Raw genomic sequence first — 16,150 nt, forward strand, 5'->3', positions numbered from 1 at the left:
GCTTTCAGCCGTCATACAACCCGGCGACGAAGCGCGCCCGGCGCTTCGCCGTTACGTCATTCGCACCCGCGGCCGAACACCGCGTGCGTGAGGAAACCGACCAGCGCCGCATCGGCCAGCGTGTCGGCGTTGCGCCGCCCGTCGGCCGCACAGCATGACTGCATGCCGTCGCCCAGCGCGGTCAGGCCGAGCGCCAGCACCGGCGAAGGCAGCGCCAGCGACACGCCGGCGCGCGCCGCGAACGCGTCGATGCACGCGGTCGCGAGCGCCTGCCGCTCGCGCAGTAACGCGCCGAACTGCGCGCGGAATGCCGGATCGCGCGCCGCCTGCAACTGCGCCTCCAGCCACATCAGCCGCGACGCGTGCCGCGCGGCACCCGGCCGCCAGTACGCGAGCATCGCGCGTTGCGCGTCCTCGGCCGAACCCGCCGGCAATCCGGCGAGCCGTTGCAGCGCGGTCGCGGTGTCGTCGTGATCGCGCCGCAGCAATTCGAACAGCATCTCCGTCTTGCTGCCAAAGTGTGCATAGAACGCACCGCGCGTATGCCCGGCCGCCGCCGCGATGTCCTCGACGCTCGCGGCCGCATGGCCCTTCTGCGCGAAAATCACACGCGCGGCGCCGAGCAGGCGTTCGCGCGTCGCATCGCGCCGCTGCGCGCGGGTCAGGCGAGCCGGGGCCATCCGTACGCTCCATGAGCGTCGCGGCCGGCCCGCCGCACATCGCGAGCCGTCAGCGCTTCCTTTGCACAACTACTCATTTCGGATACGACAATACGTTTGCGCTCGCCGTGCCGCGTCCGGCGTCGCGCTCAAGTGCGCAATACGCGTAATAGAGCGCGGCGGTCAGGTACGACCAGGTGAGCAATGCCAGCACGTAGAAATTGAACACGACGTTGGTTTCCTCGCCCGGGATCTTGTAGAAGTCGTAGATGCACGCGATCGCCAGCGAAGCGACGAGCGCGATCGTCGTCGTCAGCGCATGGAACGCGTGGCCGGCACGCACGAGCCGCAACACGAAACCCGCGAGATAGATCGACATCAGTGTCCACATCGTCACGTAGAAGTACGGCAGCGCGTGCTGCAACGCGCCGGCCACGAGCGCAATCGTCCCGAGCGTCGCGAGCACGAACAGCGTCACGTCCTGCCGCACCGATGGCCGGTAGCCGTGCGTGACGGCCATCAGGCCCGCGACCGCGATCACCGGCATCCCGAACCCGCGCGAGAACGCGTCGAGGAAGTGCGAAACGAAGTACGACACCGGCGATTCGGTCGCGAAGAAGATCACGGCATTGGATGCCGAGATTGTCACGATCCACCACTCGAAGCCGAGCAGGAAGTTGCGCTTGCGGACGAACTTGAAGCCGTACACGCCGGTCGTCGCCGCAAGCGTCGCGCTGGCAAGACAAAGGACAAGTGATCTGTGATCCATGGTTCGAACTCCCGAGGTCGATTGCTGCCGTTGACGTTGATTCACCGTTTGCCGGGACCGAGGCTCGCGAGATAGGTCGCGACCGCCGCCCGATCGTCCGCCGACATCGCCTGCGCGACGCGCTGCATCGTGCCGGTGGCCTCGATACGGACACCGTTCGCGAATGCGTCGAGTTGCGCGCGCAGGTAGTCGGCGCCCTGCCCCGCGAGCCGCGGAAACTGCGCCTGGCCGGTCAGCCGCGCGCCGTGGCAAGCGACGCACGCGCCGCCCGTCACCAGTTGCTCGCCCTTCGCGCGCAGCCGCGCGTCCGGCTTGAAATAGCGGTTGTCCTGCGGCGCCTGCTTCGCGTAGTAGTCGGCCAGTCGCGCGATCTCGGCGTCGCTCATCGTCATCGCGAGCGGTGCCATCGTCGGGTTCGCGCGTCGTCCGCTCGCGAATGCGTGAAGCTGGGCGACCACGTAGGGTGCGGGCTGGCCGGCGAGGCTCGGATACGCGTCGCTCAGCGACGTGCCCTTCACGCCGTGACAGCCCATGCAGACGTCGGTCGTGCGTGGCCACGGGCCGCCGTCGGCGTCGTCGGCCTGCGTCGTCGTATCGACATGGCGCTGCAGGCGATAGAAGCCGAGCAGCGCGGGGCCGTAGACGGCCAGGAGCACGCCGGCGATCACGAGCGCGGCGAGCAGCAGCATGCGTTTCTTCATCTTCGGTCTCCTACGCGCGACGCAGTGCATTGAGCGCCTGAAGCGCGGCCTGGTGGCCCGAGCGCACCGCGCCGTCCATGTAGCCGGCCCAGATGTTCGCGGTCTCGGTGCCCGACCAGATCAGGTTGCCGCACGGCGCGCGCAGCGCGTCGCCGTGCGCGGTCCAGAAGCCGGGCGGAATCGCCGATACGCAGGTGATCGTCCACGGGTCGGCGAGCCCCCAGTCGCGATCGTGGTACGACACCGGCGCACGCGCGTCGTCGCCCCACGCCTGCGCATAGAGGTCCATGTGCATCTGCTTCGCGGCCTGCGGGTCCGACGGCATCAGCGCATTGCGCACGAACGCGTTGATCACGCCGATCTCGCCGCCCGGCGGCGAGTTGTCGTAGGCCCAGAAGATCGGCCCGTCGGTCTGGAAGATGTGGCCGTTCAGGCCCTTGTCGCGCCAGAACGGGCGGCGATAGACCATCGCCGTCTTGCGCGCCGGCGAATGCGCGGGCCATGCGCGCTGCAGCGCGCCGCGCTTGTCGGGCAGCGGCGGATCGAACTGCACCTGCTGGCACAGCGCCGGGTGCAGCGCCATCACGACCTTGCGCGCGCGCACCGTGCCGCGATCCGTCTGCAGCGTGACGACGGCGCGATCCCAGCCGACGATCCGGCGCACCGGCGACGAGAGCCGCACCTTGTCGCCGAGCTGTTGCGCCATCCGGATGCTGAGAATCTGCGAGCCGCCGACGAAGCGGGTTTCCTGCGCGCTCTGCCGGATCGAGTCGAGCTGCGCGTAATCGCAAGCGGCGGAGTTGATCATCGACAGGAAATGCAGCAGCCCCATCTTCGCCGGCGCGGTGCCGCCCGACAGCGAGATCGACGCGTTCCAGCCCATCCGGTCCTCGGGCTTGATGCCCTGCTGCGCGAGCCAGTCGCCGACCGACAGCCGGTCGAGTTCGGCCGCCTTCGGCGACGTCCACGGCGCGCCCGACGGCACGTCGCGCGACAGCCGGCTCAGCTTCGCGGCGACGGCCTCGTCGGTGCCGAACGTGCCGTCCAGGTCGATCTCGGCGCGGCCGTCGCCGCCGAGGATGACCGTCTTGCCCGCGTAGTAGCTCGGAAACGTGCCGACTTCCAGTTCGCGGGCGAGATCCGCGACGGCCGTCTGACCCGGGCCGATCCACTGGCCGCCGACTTCCGACACATGGCCGCCGCCGATGTCGTAGTTGAGCGTGCGGCCGCCGACCCGATCGCGCGCCTCGAGCACGACGAAGGATTCGCAGCCCGCGTAGCGCAGGTCGCGCGCGGCGGTCAGCCCGGCGAGCCCGGCGCCGACGATCGCGACGTCGAGCACGTCGCCGTCGGTGCCGGCGACCGGTGCGGTATCGGCACCGGCGCGCGCCGCGCCGAGCGCCAGGCCGCCGGCCGCGACGGACGCGCCGGCGATCTTCAGCCACTGCCTGCGCTGCGGGTCGGCCGACCCGCGGGAGGATGACTTGCTGGACATGATGGTTGGGTTCCTGCCTGCAAAAGGGCGCGAACGACCGCGTGCCCGGCGGCACGCGACTTTCGTCCGCGCGAAATCCGACGACCGAATGCGTCGAGGCCGGTGCGTACGCCTGCCTCGCCGCGTGCCGAAGGTCCCCGTCACGATAAGGATTCGTCGGCTCGCTTAATTAGTAAATGTTGCAAAAGATAGGTCATGATACATAAAACAGGATCGAGAAAAAAAGACAGGGTATTCCCCTGTCGCGCGATCGATGGCAGCCGTCCTGAAAGGCGCCGGACAGCCGGCATGGCCGGCCCGGGCCGGCCCGTTTCCCGGCTCCGGTCGACGGCATGGGCGGTACGGTAGTATTGCGATTCGATGGAACCCCGATGCACCTGAACAAGCGGCCATGTCCGATATTTCCTCCTCTCCCGGCGCCGGCCAGGCGCTCGTCCTGATCGCCGAGGACGAACCCGAGATCGCCGAGATCCTCACCGCGTATTTCGCGCGCAGCGGCCTGCGCACCGTGCACGCGGCCGACGGCCGCCGCGCGCTCGAACTGCACCTGTCGCTGAAGCCCGACCTCGTGCTGCTCGACGTGCAGATGCCGCACGTCGACGGCTGGAAAGTCCTCGCCGAGATTCGCCATCGCGGCGATACACCGGTCATCATGCTGACCGCGCTCGACCAGGACATCGACAAGCTGACCGGCCTGCGCATCGGCGCAGACGACTACGTGGTCAAGCCGTTCAACCCCGCCGAAGTCGTCGCGCGCGCGCAGGCCGTGCTGCGCCGCTCGATGGCCGGCTCGCGCCAGGAAGAACAGCGCGTGCTGCGCGCGGCCCCGTTCGAGATCGATCTCGAGCATCACGAAGCGACGGTCGAGGTCGACGGCACGCGGCACACGCTCGTGCTGACGCTCACCGAATTCAAGCTGCTCGCGCAGCTCGCCCGCGCGCCGCGGCGCGTGTTCAGCCGTGCCGAGCTGATGGCCACCTGCCTGCCGGAAGGCGACACGCTCGAACGCACGGTGGACAGCCACGTCAGCAAGCTGCGCAAGAAACTCGACGATCTCGGCATCAACGGCGTGCCCGTCAGCGTGCGCGGCGTCGGCTACAAGCTGTGGAGCGGCGAGTGAAGCTCGACGGATTGAGCCGGCAGATCGCGCTGACGATGGGCGCGATGGCGTTCGCGGTGACGCTGCTGGTCGTGCTGACGGCCTACGGGTTCTACTACCTGCTGTACCTGTACCAGCCCGCGTCGTTCGAGCAGACGAACTGGATCCCGACCGGCCCGGAATGGGTGTGGCTGATCGCCACCACGGCGGTCGGGCTCGTGCTGTCGGTCGTCGTCGCGATCCACCTGGCGCGCCGCATCCTCGTGCCGCTGAACTCGGTGACCGACAGCATCCGCCGCGTCGTGCGCGGCGATCTCGGCGCGCGTGCCGTCGCCGGCGATCGTTCGCTGCACGAAGCGGCGCTGCTCGCCGACAATTTCAATGCGCTCGCGAGCGAGCTGCAGCGCGTGACCGACGAACAGACCTTCTGGAACGCCGCGATCGCGCACGAACTGCGCACGCCGGTCACGGTGCTGCGCGGCCGCCTGCAGGGGCTCGCCGAAGGCGTGTTCACGCCGAGCGAAGCGCAGTTCCGCAGCCTGCTCACGCAAGTGGAAGGGCTCACGCGGCTGATCGAGGATCTGCGCGTGGTCAGTCTCGCCGACAGCGGCCACCTGAGCATCGAGATCCGCGAAGCCGATCTAGCGGCGGACATCCGCGCGGTCGTCGACGTGTTCGCGCACGCGCTGCAGGCCGCCGGCCAGCATCCGGTGCTCGATCTCGACGCGCGGCCGATGCGCTGCGACCCGGTGCGGATCCGTCAGGCGCTGCTCGCGCTGCTGGAAAATGCGCGCCGCCATGCGGTGCCCGGTGCGATCCGGATCGAGACGCGCATCGAGGGCGGGATGTGCCGGCTGCGGGTCGAGGACGACGGCCCCGGCATTCCGGCCGACTTCGCGCCGCACGTGTTCAAGGCGTTCCGGCGCGTCGACGATGCGCAGCCCGGCGGCAGCGGCCTCGGGCTCGCGGTCGTCGCGGCGATCGCCCATGCGCATCGCGGCGAGGCCGTCTGCACGCCGGCGGCCGGCGGCGGCACGCGGTTCGAGGTGTATTGGCCCGACCATCTCGAGCCGACACCCGATGAACGGCGCTTTCCGGCGCAGTCGGCCGCGCCGTCGAACCCGCTTCCGGGCGCAAGCGACTGATCCGGCCCGGAGCCCCGCCCGCCGGGCCATTGCATCGAATGGCTGCACGCGCAGCCTTGTTCGTCACGCGTTCGGGTCAAGCCCCACGCGTTCGAGCGGCGGCTCGAATTCCAGCAGCGTGTACTCCGCGACCGACACCGTCGATTGCCCGGCCGGCCCCTTCACGACGACTGCACGCACCGCGCCGGCCCGGTCGAACTTCAGCCGCGTGCCGGCGCTCACCTGACGCAGCGCTTCCAGCTCCTCGACCCGCGCGATCGCGAGCTTGCGCACCGCGCCGGACACGTACACCGGCAGGAACACGAGCGCGATGAAGATCGACACCGTGTCCTTCGACGCGCTGTCCAGCACCGGCTGGCCCGACAGCACGCGCGACAGCGAGGTCGCGCTGACGAAGATCGCGAGCACCGTCGCGCCCGCGCCGAGCGACGAGAAGCGCTCGGCCGCCTGCTTGGTACGCGCCTTCACGAGCGCGCGCGCCGGCGCGGACGGCACCAGCCATTCGCGCTTCGCGCCGTAATACCCGGCGATCCCGAGGAACAGCGTCATCGCACCGCTCACGATGAGCGCGCTGAACAGCGCGTCGAGCATCACGCACACGAACTCGAGCACGAACACGGCAAGCAGCGGAATCAGCAGCAGCCGGAACGAATAGCCGTCGCGGCCGTGCCCCTGGATCCACCATTTCACCGGCTGGAGTTGCCAGAAGCGGTTGTCCCGGTGGCGTGAAAGTCGTTGTTCCATGTCCGTCCATTCCCGACTGTGCGATTGCGCCGCGTCACTGCATCATGACGGCACCGGCGTCGAAACGCGTTCGACCCATGCCGTGCGTCGTGTCCGTGCGCGGCCATCCCGCATCATGCCGCAACCGTTCGTGGAAAACCCGCACGGCGCCCCGAGCCGGCACCCGAATGCGGCGAAACCGAACACCGCAGGTTATCGATTGATCGAAAAGATTCAGTAGACGATGCCTCCTCCGGCGCGCGATGCTGGTCCGGCCAGTGAACGCGGCGTCATTGCAACGACGCGCACGAGAATGGAGTGAGACACATGCCGACCGATCACCGTCAACGACGCCACACGCTGTGGCTGCTGTGCGCGCTTTCGTTCATCCTCTACGTCGACCGCGTGAACCTCGCGACCGCGGCCGGTGCGATCAAGGCCGAACTCGGGCTGTCGAACACCGAACTCGGCATCGCGTTCTCCGCGTTCGCGTATTCGTACGCGATCTGCCAGATCTTCGGCGGCTGGATCGCCGACCGCTTCGGCGCCCGCATCACGCTGATCGGCTGCGGGCTGATCTGGGTCGCGTCGACCTTCATGACCGGGCTCGTGCACAGCCTCGCGCTGCTGTTCGCCGCGCGCCTGCTGCTCGGGATCGGCGAAGGCGCGACGCTGCCCGCGCAGGCCCGCGCGATCACGCACTGGTTCACGCGCGAACGGCGCGGCGTCGTGCAGGGCTTCACGCATTCGTTCTCGCGGCTCGGCAACGCGGTCACGCCGCCGATCGTCGCCGCGCTGATGACGTGGCTGTCGTGGCGCGCGGCGTTCTTCGTGATCGGCGCGGTGACGCTGGTGTGGCTCGTGTGGTGGATCGTCGGCTTTCGCGAGTATCCGGTCGGCGGCAGCGGCGACCACGACGCGCACCGCGCACGCGCCACCGCCGCCGCCACCATCGCCGCCCGGCCGGCACCGGCACCGGGTCCGACGCCGTGGGGGCCGCTGTTCCGCCGGATGGCGCCGACGATCTTCGTGTACTTCTGCTACGGCTGGACCGCCTGGCTGTTCTTCACGTGGCTGCCGACGTTCTTCCTGAACGGCAAGGGCCTCGACCTGAAGTCCACCGCGCTGTTCGCGTCCGGCGTGTTCTTCGCGGGCGTCGTCGGCGACACGCTCGGCGGCTGGCTGTGCGACCGCATCTACCGCAAGACCGGCAACCTCGCGCTTTCGCGCCAGAGCGTGATCGTCGCGAGCTTCACCGGCGCGCTCGCCTGCATGCTGCCGCTCGCGTTCGTGCATTCGACGGCCGGCATCGCGCTGTGCCTGTCCGGGTCGTTCCTGTGCCTCGAACTGACGATCGGGCCGATCTGGGCCGTGCCGAGCGACATCGCGCCGACGCACGCGGGCATCGCGAGCGGGATGATGAATGCGGGTTCCGCGATCGCGGGGATCCTGTCGCCGATCCTGTTCGGCTATCTCGTCGACCACACCGGAAGCTGGACGGTGCCGTTCGTCGGGTCGGTCGCGATGCTGCTGATCGGCATCGTCGCCGCGCTGCGGATCCGGCCGGATCGCGCGTTGTCGGCATCGACGCCGTCGCTCGCCGAAGCGCCGGCCGCGCCGTCGGCACGCTGAAGCGGGGTGGCGGCGGTGCGCCGCGCGGTATTTGGCTTGGTCCGGCTCGGCGTGGATTGTCCCGACCTGCCCTGATCGCCGTCGTCACGCACCGCGAGCGAAGCTCGCCGGCGCGTGACGCCGCACCATAACCACCCCGCCTTCCATCAATCGCCCGCGCCCTGCCCGCTTTCCCGATGGAACAGCGCGAGAAACTGCTGCGCGGGAATGCTCAGCGGCCGATCACGCCGCACGAGGCTGCCATACGACGGCAGCTTCTGGTCGAGTTCGTAATCGAGGATCGCAACCAGCCCGTGCGCCGCGTTGCGCTGCGCAACGGTCAACGGAATCACGCCGAGCATCCGCGAACGGTCGACGAGGTTCATCGTCGTGAGGATCGACCCCGTTTCGACGAGCCCGCGCGGCATCGGCTGGTGACGCGCGCGGAACTCGCGCTCGACCACCTCGCGCGCCGGGCTGCCGGCCGGCTGCAGGATCCACGTGTAATCGAGCAGCGCGTCGAAGTCGACCGGCCCCGCGCCCGCGAGCGGATGGTCGCGGCCCGCGATGATCGCGAGCGCCTCGTCGTCCACCACGCGGAAGTCGCAATCGGTGCCGACGTTGCGGCCGATCACCACCTCGAGCACGCCTTCGCGCAACTGCGGCATCAGCCGGTCGCTGGTATCGACCGCGATGTCGATCGCCAGCAGCGGATAGCGCGCCTTCAGCTGCACCAGCGCCTCGGTGAGCCGCCCCGGCGACGCCGCCATGATGCTGCCGATCGCGAGCCGCCCCGCGCTGCCGAGCTGCAGCTCGCCGAGCTCGCGATTGAGCGCCTCCATGCTGCCGCGAATCCCGCGGAAATAGCCGAGCACGCGCTCGCCGGCCGGGTTCAGCACGAGCCCGCGCCCGACGCGATCGAAGAGGCGCTGGCCGAGCGCGCTTTCCAGTTCGGCCAGCATCTTCGTCGCGGCCGGCTGTGTGAGGCCGAGCTGCCCGGCGGCCGCGCGCAGCGTCGAGCATTCATCCACCGCGAGCAGCAGCGCGATCTGCCGCATCCGCAGCCGGTTCAGCAATTGGGGAGTCGAGTCTCGTCGATCGATCGAGCCCATTTCGATTACTCCAGGTTATCGATTCATCAAGAGTTTTCAATTTACCGACTCATTCCGTCTACCTAGCATGAACCCCATACACCAACGGCCACGCGCCGCCACCGGAGACACCGCATGAACACGCAACCGCCCGCCGCCCGCCACGGAGACGCCGCATGACGACCGCCGCCGCCGTGCCCGCCGCTGCACTGCCCGCCGCTTCACTGCCCGTCGTCGCGCTGACCCTCGGCGACCCCGCCGGCATCGGCGCCGAACTGATCGCGAAACTGCTCGCGCGGCCCGACGCGACCGCCCGCGCGAACCTCGTGCTGATCGGCGACCGCTGGCTGTGGGAAGCCGGCCAGCGCGTCGCCGGCGTGACGGTCGACGTCGAACCCGTCGCATCGCTCGCCGCCGTGCGCGGCCGGCCGTCCACCGCGCGCGCCGCGTTCGTCGCGCTCGACACGATCGATCGCGCGCAGGTCACCGTCGGCCAGCCCGGCGCGGCCGGCGGCCGCTCGACGCTGACCGTGCTCGACCGCTGCCTCGACGCCGCGCTCGCCGGCGACATCGACGCGATCTGCTTCGCGCCGCTGAACAAGTACGCGATGAAGCTCGGCGGGCTCCGGCACGACGACGAGCTGCACCACTTCGCCGCCGCGCTCGGCGTGACCGGCTACTTCTGCGAATTCAACACGCTCGGCGAGCTGTGGACCGCGCGCATCTCGTCGCATATTCCGCTGAAGGATGCGGCGGCCCAGCTGAGTGTCGAGCGAATCGAACAGGCATCCGAACTGATCTACCGGTCGCTGCTCGCGAACGGCGTCGCGGCGCCGAAGGTCGCGATCGCCGCGTTCAACCCGCACGGCGGCGACGGCGGCAGCTGCGGCCGCGAGGAAGTCGACATCATCGAGCCGGCCGTGCGCAAGCTGCAGTCGCGCGACTGGCCGACCGACGCGCCGTTCCACGGCCCGTTCCCCGCCGACACGATCTTCCTGAAGGCGCAGGCCGGCGACTACCAGGCGATCGTCACGATGTACCACGACCAGGGGCAGATCGCGATCAAGCTGCTCGGCTTCTCGCGCGGCGTGACCGTGCAGGGCGGGCTGCCCGTGCCGATCACGACGCCCGCGCACGGCACCGCGTACGACATCGCGGGCCGCGGCACGGCCGACGTCGGCGCGACCTGGCAGGCGCTGCAGATCGCGTGCCGCATGGGCGCCGCGCGCCGCACCCGCACCGTTTCGGCGTGACGCTCGCGCGCCCGCCGCACACGACACACACACGACAACATCGATTCCAGGAGACACCAACATGAAGATCCGCTCCGTGCGCGCCCGCGTATTCCAGTGGAAAGGCAAGACCGTTCCGCCGCAGGGCAACTTCTGCTCGAACGCGATGGACCTGCTGTACGCGCCGCAGGAAACCATGAGCACGTTCCGCTTCCATGCGTGGACGGTCGTGGAAGTCGAGACCGACGACGGCATCGTCGGCCTCGGCAACGTCGCGCTCGCGCCGCACGTCGCGAAGGCGATCATCGACCAGTACCTCGCGCCGCTCGTGATCGGCCAGGACCCGTGGGACTACGAGTACCTGAACCAGCGGATGTACCGCGCGACCCACGCATGGGGCCGCAAGGGCATCGGCATGGCGGCGATCTCGGCGGTCGACATCGCGATCTGGGACATCCTCGGCAAGAGCGTCGGCAAGCCGGTGTTCAAGCTGCTCGGCGGCCGCACCAAGGAAAAGATCCCCTGCTACTACTCGAAGCTCTACCGCACCGACCTGAAGGCGATGCAGGAGGAAGCGCAGCAATACCTGAAGGAAGGCTTCCGCGCGTTCAAGATGCGCTTCGGCTACGGGCCCGCGCACGGCCAGCAGGGCGTGGTGGAGAACCTGAAGTCGGTCGCGGCGATCCGCGAGGTGATCGGCTACGACAACGACCTGATGCTCGAGTGCTACATGGGCTGGAACCTCGAGTATGCGAAGCGCATCCTGCCGAAGCTCGAGAAGTACCAGCCGCGCTGGCTCGAGGAGCCGGTGATCGCCGACGACATCGACGGCTACGCGGAGCTGAACCGGCTGACGAGCATTCCAATCTCCGGCGGCGAGCACGAGTTCTCGCTGTACGGCTTCAAGCAGCTGCTCGACCGCAAGGCCGTGTCGGTCGTGCAGTACGACACGAACCGCGTCGGCGGGATCACGATGGCGCACAAGATCAACGCGCTGTGCGAGGCGTACAGCGTGCCGGTGATTCCGCATGCGGGCCAGATGCACAACTATCACCTGACGATGAGCACGCTCGCGTCGCCGATGAGCGAGTACTTCCCGATGTTCGACGTGGAAGTCGGCAACGAGCTGTTCTATTACATCTTCGACGGCGAGCCGGTGGCCGAGAACGGCTTCCTGCAGCTGCGCGACGACGTCCCGGGCCTCGGTCTCACGCTGAAGACCGAGTTCCTCGACCAGTTCGACATCGTCGAGTGAGGCCGGCCATGCACGCACGCTACCAGGGCGTCTTTCCGGTCGCGCCGACGATCTTCGACGCGCACGGCGCGCTCGACCTCGACGGCCAGCGCCGTTGCCTCGACTTCATGATCGATGCCGGCTCGCAAGGCATCTGCATTCACGCGAACTACTCGGAGCAGTTCGCGCTCGGCGACGACGAACGCGAACTGATCACGCGCACGACGCTCGAACACGTCGCCGGCCGCGTGCCGGTGATCGTCACGACGTCGCACTTCAGCGCGCGGATCTGCGCGGAACGCAACCGTCAGGCGCAGGCACTCGGCGCCGCGATGGTGATGGTGATGCCGCCGTACCACGGCGCGACGTTCCGCGTGCCCGACGCATCGATCCGCGCGTTCTTCCGCGAAGTCGCCGAGGGCCTCGACATTCCGCTGATGATCCAGGACGCGCCCGCGAGCGGCGTCGCGCTGCCGGCGTCGCTGCTCGCGACGCTCGCGCGCGAGATCGACGCCGTGTCGTACTTCAAGATCGAGACGCCCGGCGCCGCGTCGAAGCTGCGCGAGCTGATCGCGCTCGGCGGCGACGCGATCGACGGGCCGTGGGACGGCGAGGAAGGCATCACGCTGCTCGCCGACCTCGATGCCGGCGCGACCGGCGCGATGACGGGCGGCGGTTATCCGGACGGCATCCGCCGCATCACCGACGCGTATTTCGCCGGACGCCGCGACGAAGCGTGCGAGCAATACGCGCGCTGGCTGCCGCTGATCAACTACGAGAACCGCCAGTCGGGTTTCCTGACCGCGAAGGCGCTGCTGAAGGAAGGCGGCGTGATCGCGTGCGACCGGCCGCGCGCCCCCTGGCCCGAACTGCATCCGCAGGTGCGTGCAGGCCTGCTCGACGCGGCACGGCGGCTCGATCCGCTCGTGCTGCGCTGGGGCCGCTAGCCATCGTTTCGTACCACCCGCAACGCGCGTTGCGTTGCGCATCGGCGTGACGGCGGCCCGACAGAAGGCCGCCGCCGCTCATCACATGGATCGGAGACACCATGACTTTGCTGAACCCCGCCACCCCGGCCTATGAAGCCGGCGATGCCATTCCGCGCCGCCGCTGGCTGCGCGTAATTCCGCCGCTGCTGCTCGCCTGCATCGTTTCGTACATGGACCGCGTGAACATCGCGTTCGCGATGCCGGGCGGGATGAACGCCGAACTCGGCATGGACGCGACGATGGCCGGCCTCGCCGGCGGCATCTTCTTCTTCGGCTACCTGTTCCTGCAGATTCCGGGCGGCCGGCGCGCCGCGCTCGGCAGCGGCAAGAAGTTCATCGCGTGGTCGCTCGTGAGCTGGGCCGTGCTGTCGGTGCTGACCGGGCTCGTCGCCCATACGTGGCAACTTTTGGCGCTGCGCTTCCTGCTCGGCGTGGCGGAAGGGGGGATGCTGCCGGTCGTGCTGACGATGGTCAGCCACTGGTTTCCCGACCGCGAACGCGGCCGCGCGAACGCGATGGTCATCATGTTCGTGCCGCTCGCCGGCATGATCACCGCACCGCTGTCCGGCTTCATCCTCGCTGCTTACGACTGGCATCACCTGTTCTACAGCGCCGGCGCGCTGTCGCTGCTGTGCCTGTTCGCGTGGCTGATGTTCGCCGACGACAGCCCGGAAACCGCGCGCTGGGTGTCGCCGCGCGAGAAGGCGTACATCCTCGACGCGCTGCGCGACGAACAGGCGCGCAAGCAGGCCGCCGGCACGCCGGCCGCCGCGTCGTTCGGCGCGATACTGCGCAACCCGACGATCTGGCTGCTGATCGCGATCAATTTCTGCTATCAGGTCGGCATCTACGGCTATACGATGTGGTTGCCGACGCTGCTGAAAAACCTCACGCACGGCGGGATGGGCAAGGTCGGCCTGCTCGCGATGCTGCCGTATGTCGCGATGGTGATCGGGATGTTCGCCACGTCGTATTTGTCGGACCGGACCGGCAAGCGTCGCCTGTTCGTGCTGCTGCCGCTCGTCGGCTTTGCCGCGTGCCTCGCGCTGTCGGTGCTCACGCATGCGTCGATGATCGTGTCGTTCGCGTTCCTGATCGGTTGCGGCTTCTTCCTGCAGGCGGCGGCCGGCGTGTTCTGGGCGATTCCGCCGAAGCTGTGCAGCGTCGAGACGGCCGGCAGCGCGCGCGGCCTGATCAACGCGCTCGGCAACCTCGGCGGCTTCTGCGGACCGTATGCGGTCGGCGTGCTGACCCAGCACGTGAGCGCGGCCGCCGGCGTGTACAGCCTCGCCGTCACGCTCGCGGTGGCCGGCCTGCTCGCGCTGACGCTGCCCAGGCGCTGCGAAGACTGACCGGACACGCACCGACACCGACGCGCGCACACGCGAACGAATCAACGGAGACACACCATGAACGACATCCTGTTGCTGGTGCAGAAATGCGCCCACACCTTCAGCTTCTACGACCTCGAAACGAAAGCCGCGCTCAAGCACATCGTGCTGCCGAACTTCCCGCACGAGTTCACCGTCGACGTGAACGACCGCTTCGCGTACGTCGGCATCTTCGGGATCGAGACCGCGTGGTCGCGCGGCCATGAAGGCGATCACCGGATCGCCGAGATCGACCTCGTCGAGCGCACGCACACGCGCATGCTCGACCTGTGGCCGTACTACCGGCCGCACGGGATGGCGGCCGATCGCGACGGCCGGCTGTACGCGATGAGCGAGGCGCACGACATGCTGCTCGTGTTCGACGCGCCGACCCGGCAGGCCGTGCCGAACATGGCCGTGCCGTCCGGCGGCGTGAAGACGCACCTCGTGACGCTCACGCGCGATGCGAGCCGCGCGTACGGCGTGCACCTGCTGTCGAACACGGTCACGCAATTCCATCCGCGCGACGCGACCGTCGCGCCGCGTGCGGTAATGCCCGGCCCGCGTCCCGAAGGCAATGCGCTGTCGAGCGACGAGCGCACGCTGTTCGTCGCGAATCGCGGCGACGACACGCTCGTCGAGATCGACACCGACACGATGACCTGCGGCCGCCGCGTGAAGACCCGCAGCGATCCCAACCGCATCTACCGCACCACCGCGCCGGACGGCCGCGACCTGCTGCTGCTGACCAATTCCGGCGAGCGGTCGATCTCGGTGTTCGATGCACGGCAGCTGGAGGAAATCGAACGCGTCGCGCTGCCCGCGAACCCGACCGCGCTGTCGTTCCATCCGTCGCGGCGCGTCGCGTACGTGTCGTTCCAGGACGACTACGTGCGCGAACTCGATCTCGATGCGTGGCGGTTCGTCGGTGCATTGCCGACGCTGCGCGAACCGGATGCGTCGTATGTGCTCGCCGGCACGCGCTGAGCGGCGCGACGACGCACCGCCGCCCGACGCGATGCCGGCAGCGCTCGTCGACGCGCATCACCACCTTTGGCAGCTCGGCGCGGGTGCGCACTACCCGTGGCTGCAGGACCGGTACGATCCGGCGCACTTCATGTTCGGCGACTACGCGGCGCTGTGCCGCGATTTCGGCGTGGATGACTACCGGCACGCCGCGCAACGCGCGCCGCTCGTCGCGAGCGTGCACGTCGAGGCCGAACGGGCGCGCGACGAGGCGCTCGCGGAGACGCGCTGGCTGCACGAGGTCGCGGCCGCGCACGGGTTGCCGTCGGCCGTCGTCGCGTGGGTCGACCTGCTGGCCGACGACGCGCACGAGCGGCTCGCCGAACAGGCCGCATGGCCACGCGTGCGCGGCGTGCGGTTCAAGCCGCGCACCGCTGCGTCGCCGGACGCGGCCGTCGACGAGCCCGGCACGCTGCGCGACCCGCGCTGGCCGGCCGCGCTGGAACGCCTGGCCGCGCATGGCCTGAGCTGGGACCTGCGCGTGCCGTTCTGGCATCTCGGCGACGCGGCCGCGCTGCTGGCCGATGCGCCCGGCGTCGACGTCGTGCTCGAACATGCCGGGCTGCCGTGGGACCGTTCGGACACAGGGCTCGCGCGCTGGCGCAGCGGCATGGAAGCGCTCGCCGCCTCGCCGCGCGTGACCGTCAAGATCTCCGAACTCGGCTTGCGCGATGCGGCGTGGAACGACGCGGACAACGCGCGGATCATCCGCGACACGATCGCGATATTCGGCTGGCAGCGCTGCCTGTTCGCGAGCAATTTTCCGGTGGCGGGGTTGCGGGTGTCGTATCCGGCGCTGCTGCGCACGTTTGCCCGCGCGATGGCGGACCTCGACGACGCGGCGCGCCGCGCGATCTGGCATGACAACGCGATGCGTGTGTACCGGATCGCGTGAGCGGGCTTGACGCATCGGCCGGACGGCCAGAATCGTACGTATCCGGTTGACCGCAGGATGATTCGAAAGGTATACGAAAGCATTGCGCTTCGCGCGTCGATGGCCTTTCGA

General features: G+C 69.0%; 15 protein-coding genes. 9 read left to right on the plus strand and 6 right to left on the minus strand.

Translation table 11 applies throughout. The features are described from left to right. Positions 1-56 precede the first annotated feature (56 nt). The 4 genes from U5A56_RS32175 to U5A56_RS32190 form a co-directional block, all read right to left on the minus strand. On the minus strand, positions 57-680 hold the full coding sequence (locus U5A56_RS32175; protein WP_321926548.1) for a TetR/AcrR family transcriptional regulator: 624 nt from the start codon (positions 678-680) through the stop codon (positions 57-59). A gap of 73 nt (positions 681-753) precedes the next feature. Beyond that, on the minus strand, positions 754-1,428 hold the full coding sequence (locus U5A56_RS32180; protein WP_321926550.1) for a hypothetical protein: 675 nt from the start codon (positions 1,426-1,428) through the stop codon (positions 754-756). A gap of 41 nt (positions 1,429-1,469) precedes the next feature. Then, positions 1,470-2,129 (minus strand): c-type cytochrome, encoded by a 660-nt coding sequence (locus tag U5A56_RS32185; protein ID WP_321926552.1) that lies wholly within the window; start codon positions 2,127-2,129, stop codon positions 1,470-1,472. 10 nt (positions 2,130-2,139) lie between these two features. Beyond that, the gene (locus U5A56_RS32190; RefSeq protein WP_321926554.1) at positions 2,140-3,624 is read right to left on the minus strand and encodes a flavin monoamine oxidase family protein; all 1,485 of its coding nucleotides are present in this window, start codon (positions 3,622-3,624) and stop codon (positions 2,140-2,142) included. Positions 3,625-4,015: 391 nt separating this feature from the next. On the opposite strand from U5A56_RS32190, the gene U5A56_RS32195 reads away from it, so the two are divergent. Then, positions 4,016-4,744, plus strand: coding sequence for a response regulator (locus U5A56_RS32195; protein WP_321926556.1), 729 nt, complete (start codon positions 4,016-4,018; stop codon positions 4,742-4,744). After that, entirely contained in the window at positions 4,741-5,868 is a 1,128-nt protein-coding gene (locus tag U5A56_RS32200) for an ATP-binding protein (protein ID WP_321926557.1), read from the plus strand. The genes U5A56_RS32195 and U5A56_RS32200 overlap by 4 nt, the downstream gene beginning before the upstream one ends. 63 nt (positions 5,869-5,931) lie before the next feature. Here the strand turns inward: U5A56_RS32200 and U5A56_RS32205 are convergent, their stop codons facing one another. Next, entirely contained in the window at positions 5,932-6,612 is a 681-nt protein-coding gene (locus U5A56_RS32205) for a hypothetical protein (RefSeq protein WP_321926560.1), read from the minus strand. 306 nt (positions 6,613-6,918) lie between these two features. Between U5A56_RS32205 and U5A56_RS32210 the strand changes: the two genes are divergently transcribed. Next, on the plus strand, positions 6,919-8,223 hold the full coding sequence (locus U5A56_RS32210) for an MFS transporter (RefSeq protein ID WP_321926562.1): 1,305 nt from the start codon (positions 6,919-6,921) through the stop codon (positions 8,221-8,223). Between the two features lie 146 nt (positions 8,224-8,369). On the opposite strand, the gene U5A56_RS32215 is transcribed toward U5A56_RS32210, so the two are convergent. Continuing rightward, positions 8,370-9,314 (minus strand): LysR family transcriptional regulator, encoded by a 945-nt coding sequence (locus U5A56_RS32215; protein ID WP_321926564.1) that lies wholly within the window; start codon positions 9,312-9,314, stop codon positions 8,370-8,372. Between the two features lie 155 nt (positions 9,315-9,469). Here U5A56_RS32215 and U5A56_RS32220 point away from each other — a divergent pair, with 155 nt between their 5' ends. The 6 genes from U5A56_RS32220 (at position 9,470) to U5A56_RS32245 (ending at position 16,039) form a co-directional block, all read left to right on the plus strand. Then, positions 9,470-10,546, plus strand: coding sequence for a 4-hydroxythreonine-4-phosphate dehydrogenase PdxA (locus U5A56_RS32220; RefSeq protein ID WP_321926566.1), 1,077 nt, complete (start codon positions 9,470-9,472; stop codon positions 10,544-10,546). 61 nt (positions 10,547-10,607) lie between these two features. Next, a complete protein-coding gene (locus tag U5A56_RS32225) occupies positions 10,608-11,780 on the plus strand; it encodes an L-rhamnonate dehydratase (RefSeq protein ID WP_124487123.1) in 1,173 nt (390 codons plus the stop codon). Positions 11,781-11,788: 8 nt separating this feature from the next. After that, on the plus strand, positions 11,789-12,706 hold the full coding sequence (locus U5A56_RS32230) for a dihydrodipicolinate synthase family protein (RefSeq protein WP_321926568.1): 918 nt from the start codon (positions 11,789-11,791) through the stop codon (positions 12,704-12,706). Between the two features lie 101 nt (positions 12,707-12,807). Next, positions 12,808-14,100 (plus strand): MFS transporter, encoded by a 1,293-nt coding sequence (locus U5A56_RS32235; RefSeq protein ID WP_321926570.1) that lies wholly within the window; start codon positions 12,808-12,810, stop codon positions 14,098-14,100. Positions 14,101-14,157: 57 nt separating this feature from the next. Next, entirely contained in the window at positions 14,158-15,105 is a 948-nt protein-coding gene (locus tag U5A56_RS32240) for a YncE family protein (protein WP_044847506.1), read from the plus strand. Further along, complete coding sequence (locus U5A56_RS32245; protein ID WP_321926572.1) at positions 15,083-16,039, plus strand: amidohydrolase family protein; 957 nt, start codon at positions 15,083-15,085, stop codon at positions 16,037-16,039. The genes U5A56_RS32240 and U5A56_RS32245 overlap by 23 nt, the downstream gene beginning before the upstream one ends. The last annotated feature ends 111 nt before the right edge of the window (positions 16,040-16,150 follow it).

Source organism: Burkholderia sp. BCC1998 (assembly GCF_905339875.1).
GTDB lineage: Bacteria > Pseudomonadota > Gammaproteobacteria > Burkholderiales > Burkholderiaceae > Burkholderia.

Coding starts and splice junctions, on each gene's coding strand:
- U5A56_RS32195 (WP_321926556.1), top strand. CDS start 4,016: ATGTCCGATATTTCCTCCTCTCCCGGCGCCGGCCAGGCGCTCGTCCTG.
- U5A56_RS32235 (WP_321926570.1), top strand. CDS start 12,808: ATGACTTTGCTGAACCCCGCCACCCCGGCCTATGAAGCCGGCGATGCC.
- U5A56_RS32175 (WP_321926548.1), bottom strand. CDS start 680: ATGGCCCCGGCTCGCCTGACCCGCGCGCAGCGGCGCGATGCGACGCGC.
- U5A56_RS32210 (WP_321926562.1), top strand. CDS start 6,919: ATGCCGACCGATCACCGTCAACGACGCCACACGCTGTGGCTGCTGTGC.
- U5A56_RS32245 (WP_321926572.1), top strand. CDS start 15,083: ATGTGCTCGCCGGCACGCGCTGAGCGGCGCGACGACGCACCGCCGCCC.
- U5A56_RS32225 (WP_124487123.1), top strand. CDS start 10,608: ATGAAGATCCGCTCCGTGCGCGCCCGCGTATTCCAGTGGAAAGGCAAG.
- U5A56_RS32205 (WP_321926560.1), bottom strand. CDS start 6,612: ATGGAACAACGACTTTCACGCCACCGGGACAACCGCTTCTGGCAACTC.
- U5A56_RS32215 (WP_321926564.1), bottom strand. CDS start 9,314: ATGGGCTCGATCGATCGACGAGACTCGACTCCCCAATTGCTGAACCGG.
- U5A56_RS32220 (WP_321926566.1), top strand. CDS start 9,470: ATGACGACCGCCGCCGCCGTGCCCGCCGCTGCACTGCCCGCCGCTTCA.
- U5A56_RS32190 (WP_321926554.1), bottom strand. CDS start 3,624: ATGTCCAGCAAGTCATCCTCCCGCGGGTCGGCCGACCCGCAGCGCAGG.
- U5A56_RS32180 (WP_321926550.1), bottom strand. CDS start 1,428: ATGGATCACAGATCACTTGTCCTTTGTCTTGCCAGCGCGACGCTTGCG.
- U5A56_RS32185 (WP_321926552.1), bottom strand. CDS start 2,129: ATGAAGAAACGCATGCTGCTGCTCGCCGCGCTCGTGATCGCCGGCGTG.
- U5A56_RS32240 (WP_044847506.1), top strand. CDS start 14,158: ATGAACGACATCCTGTTGCTGGTGCAGAAATGCGCCCACACCTTCAGC.
- U5A56_RS32230 (WP_321926568.1), top strand. CDS start 11,789: ATGCACGCACGCTACCAGGGCGTCTTTCCGGTCGCGCCGACGATCTTC.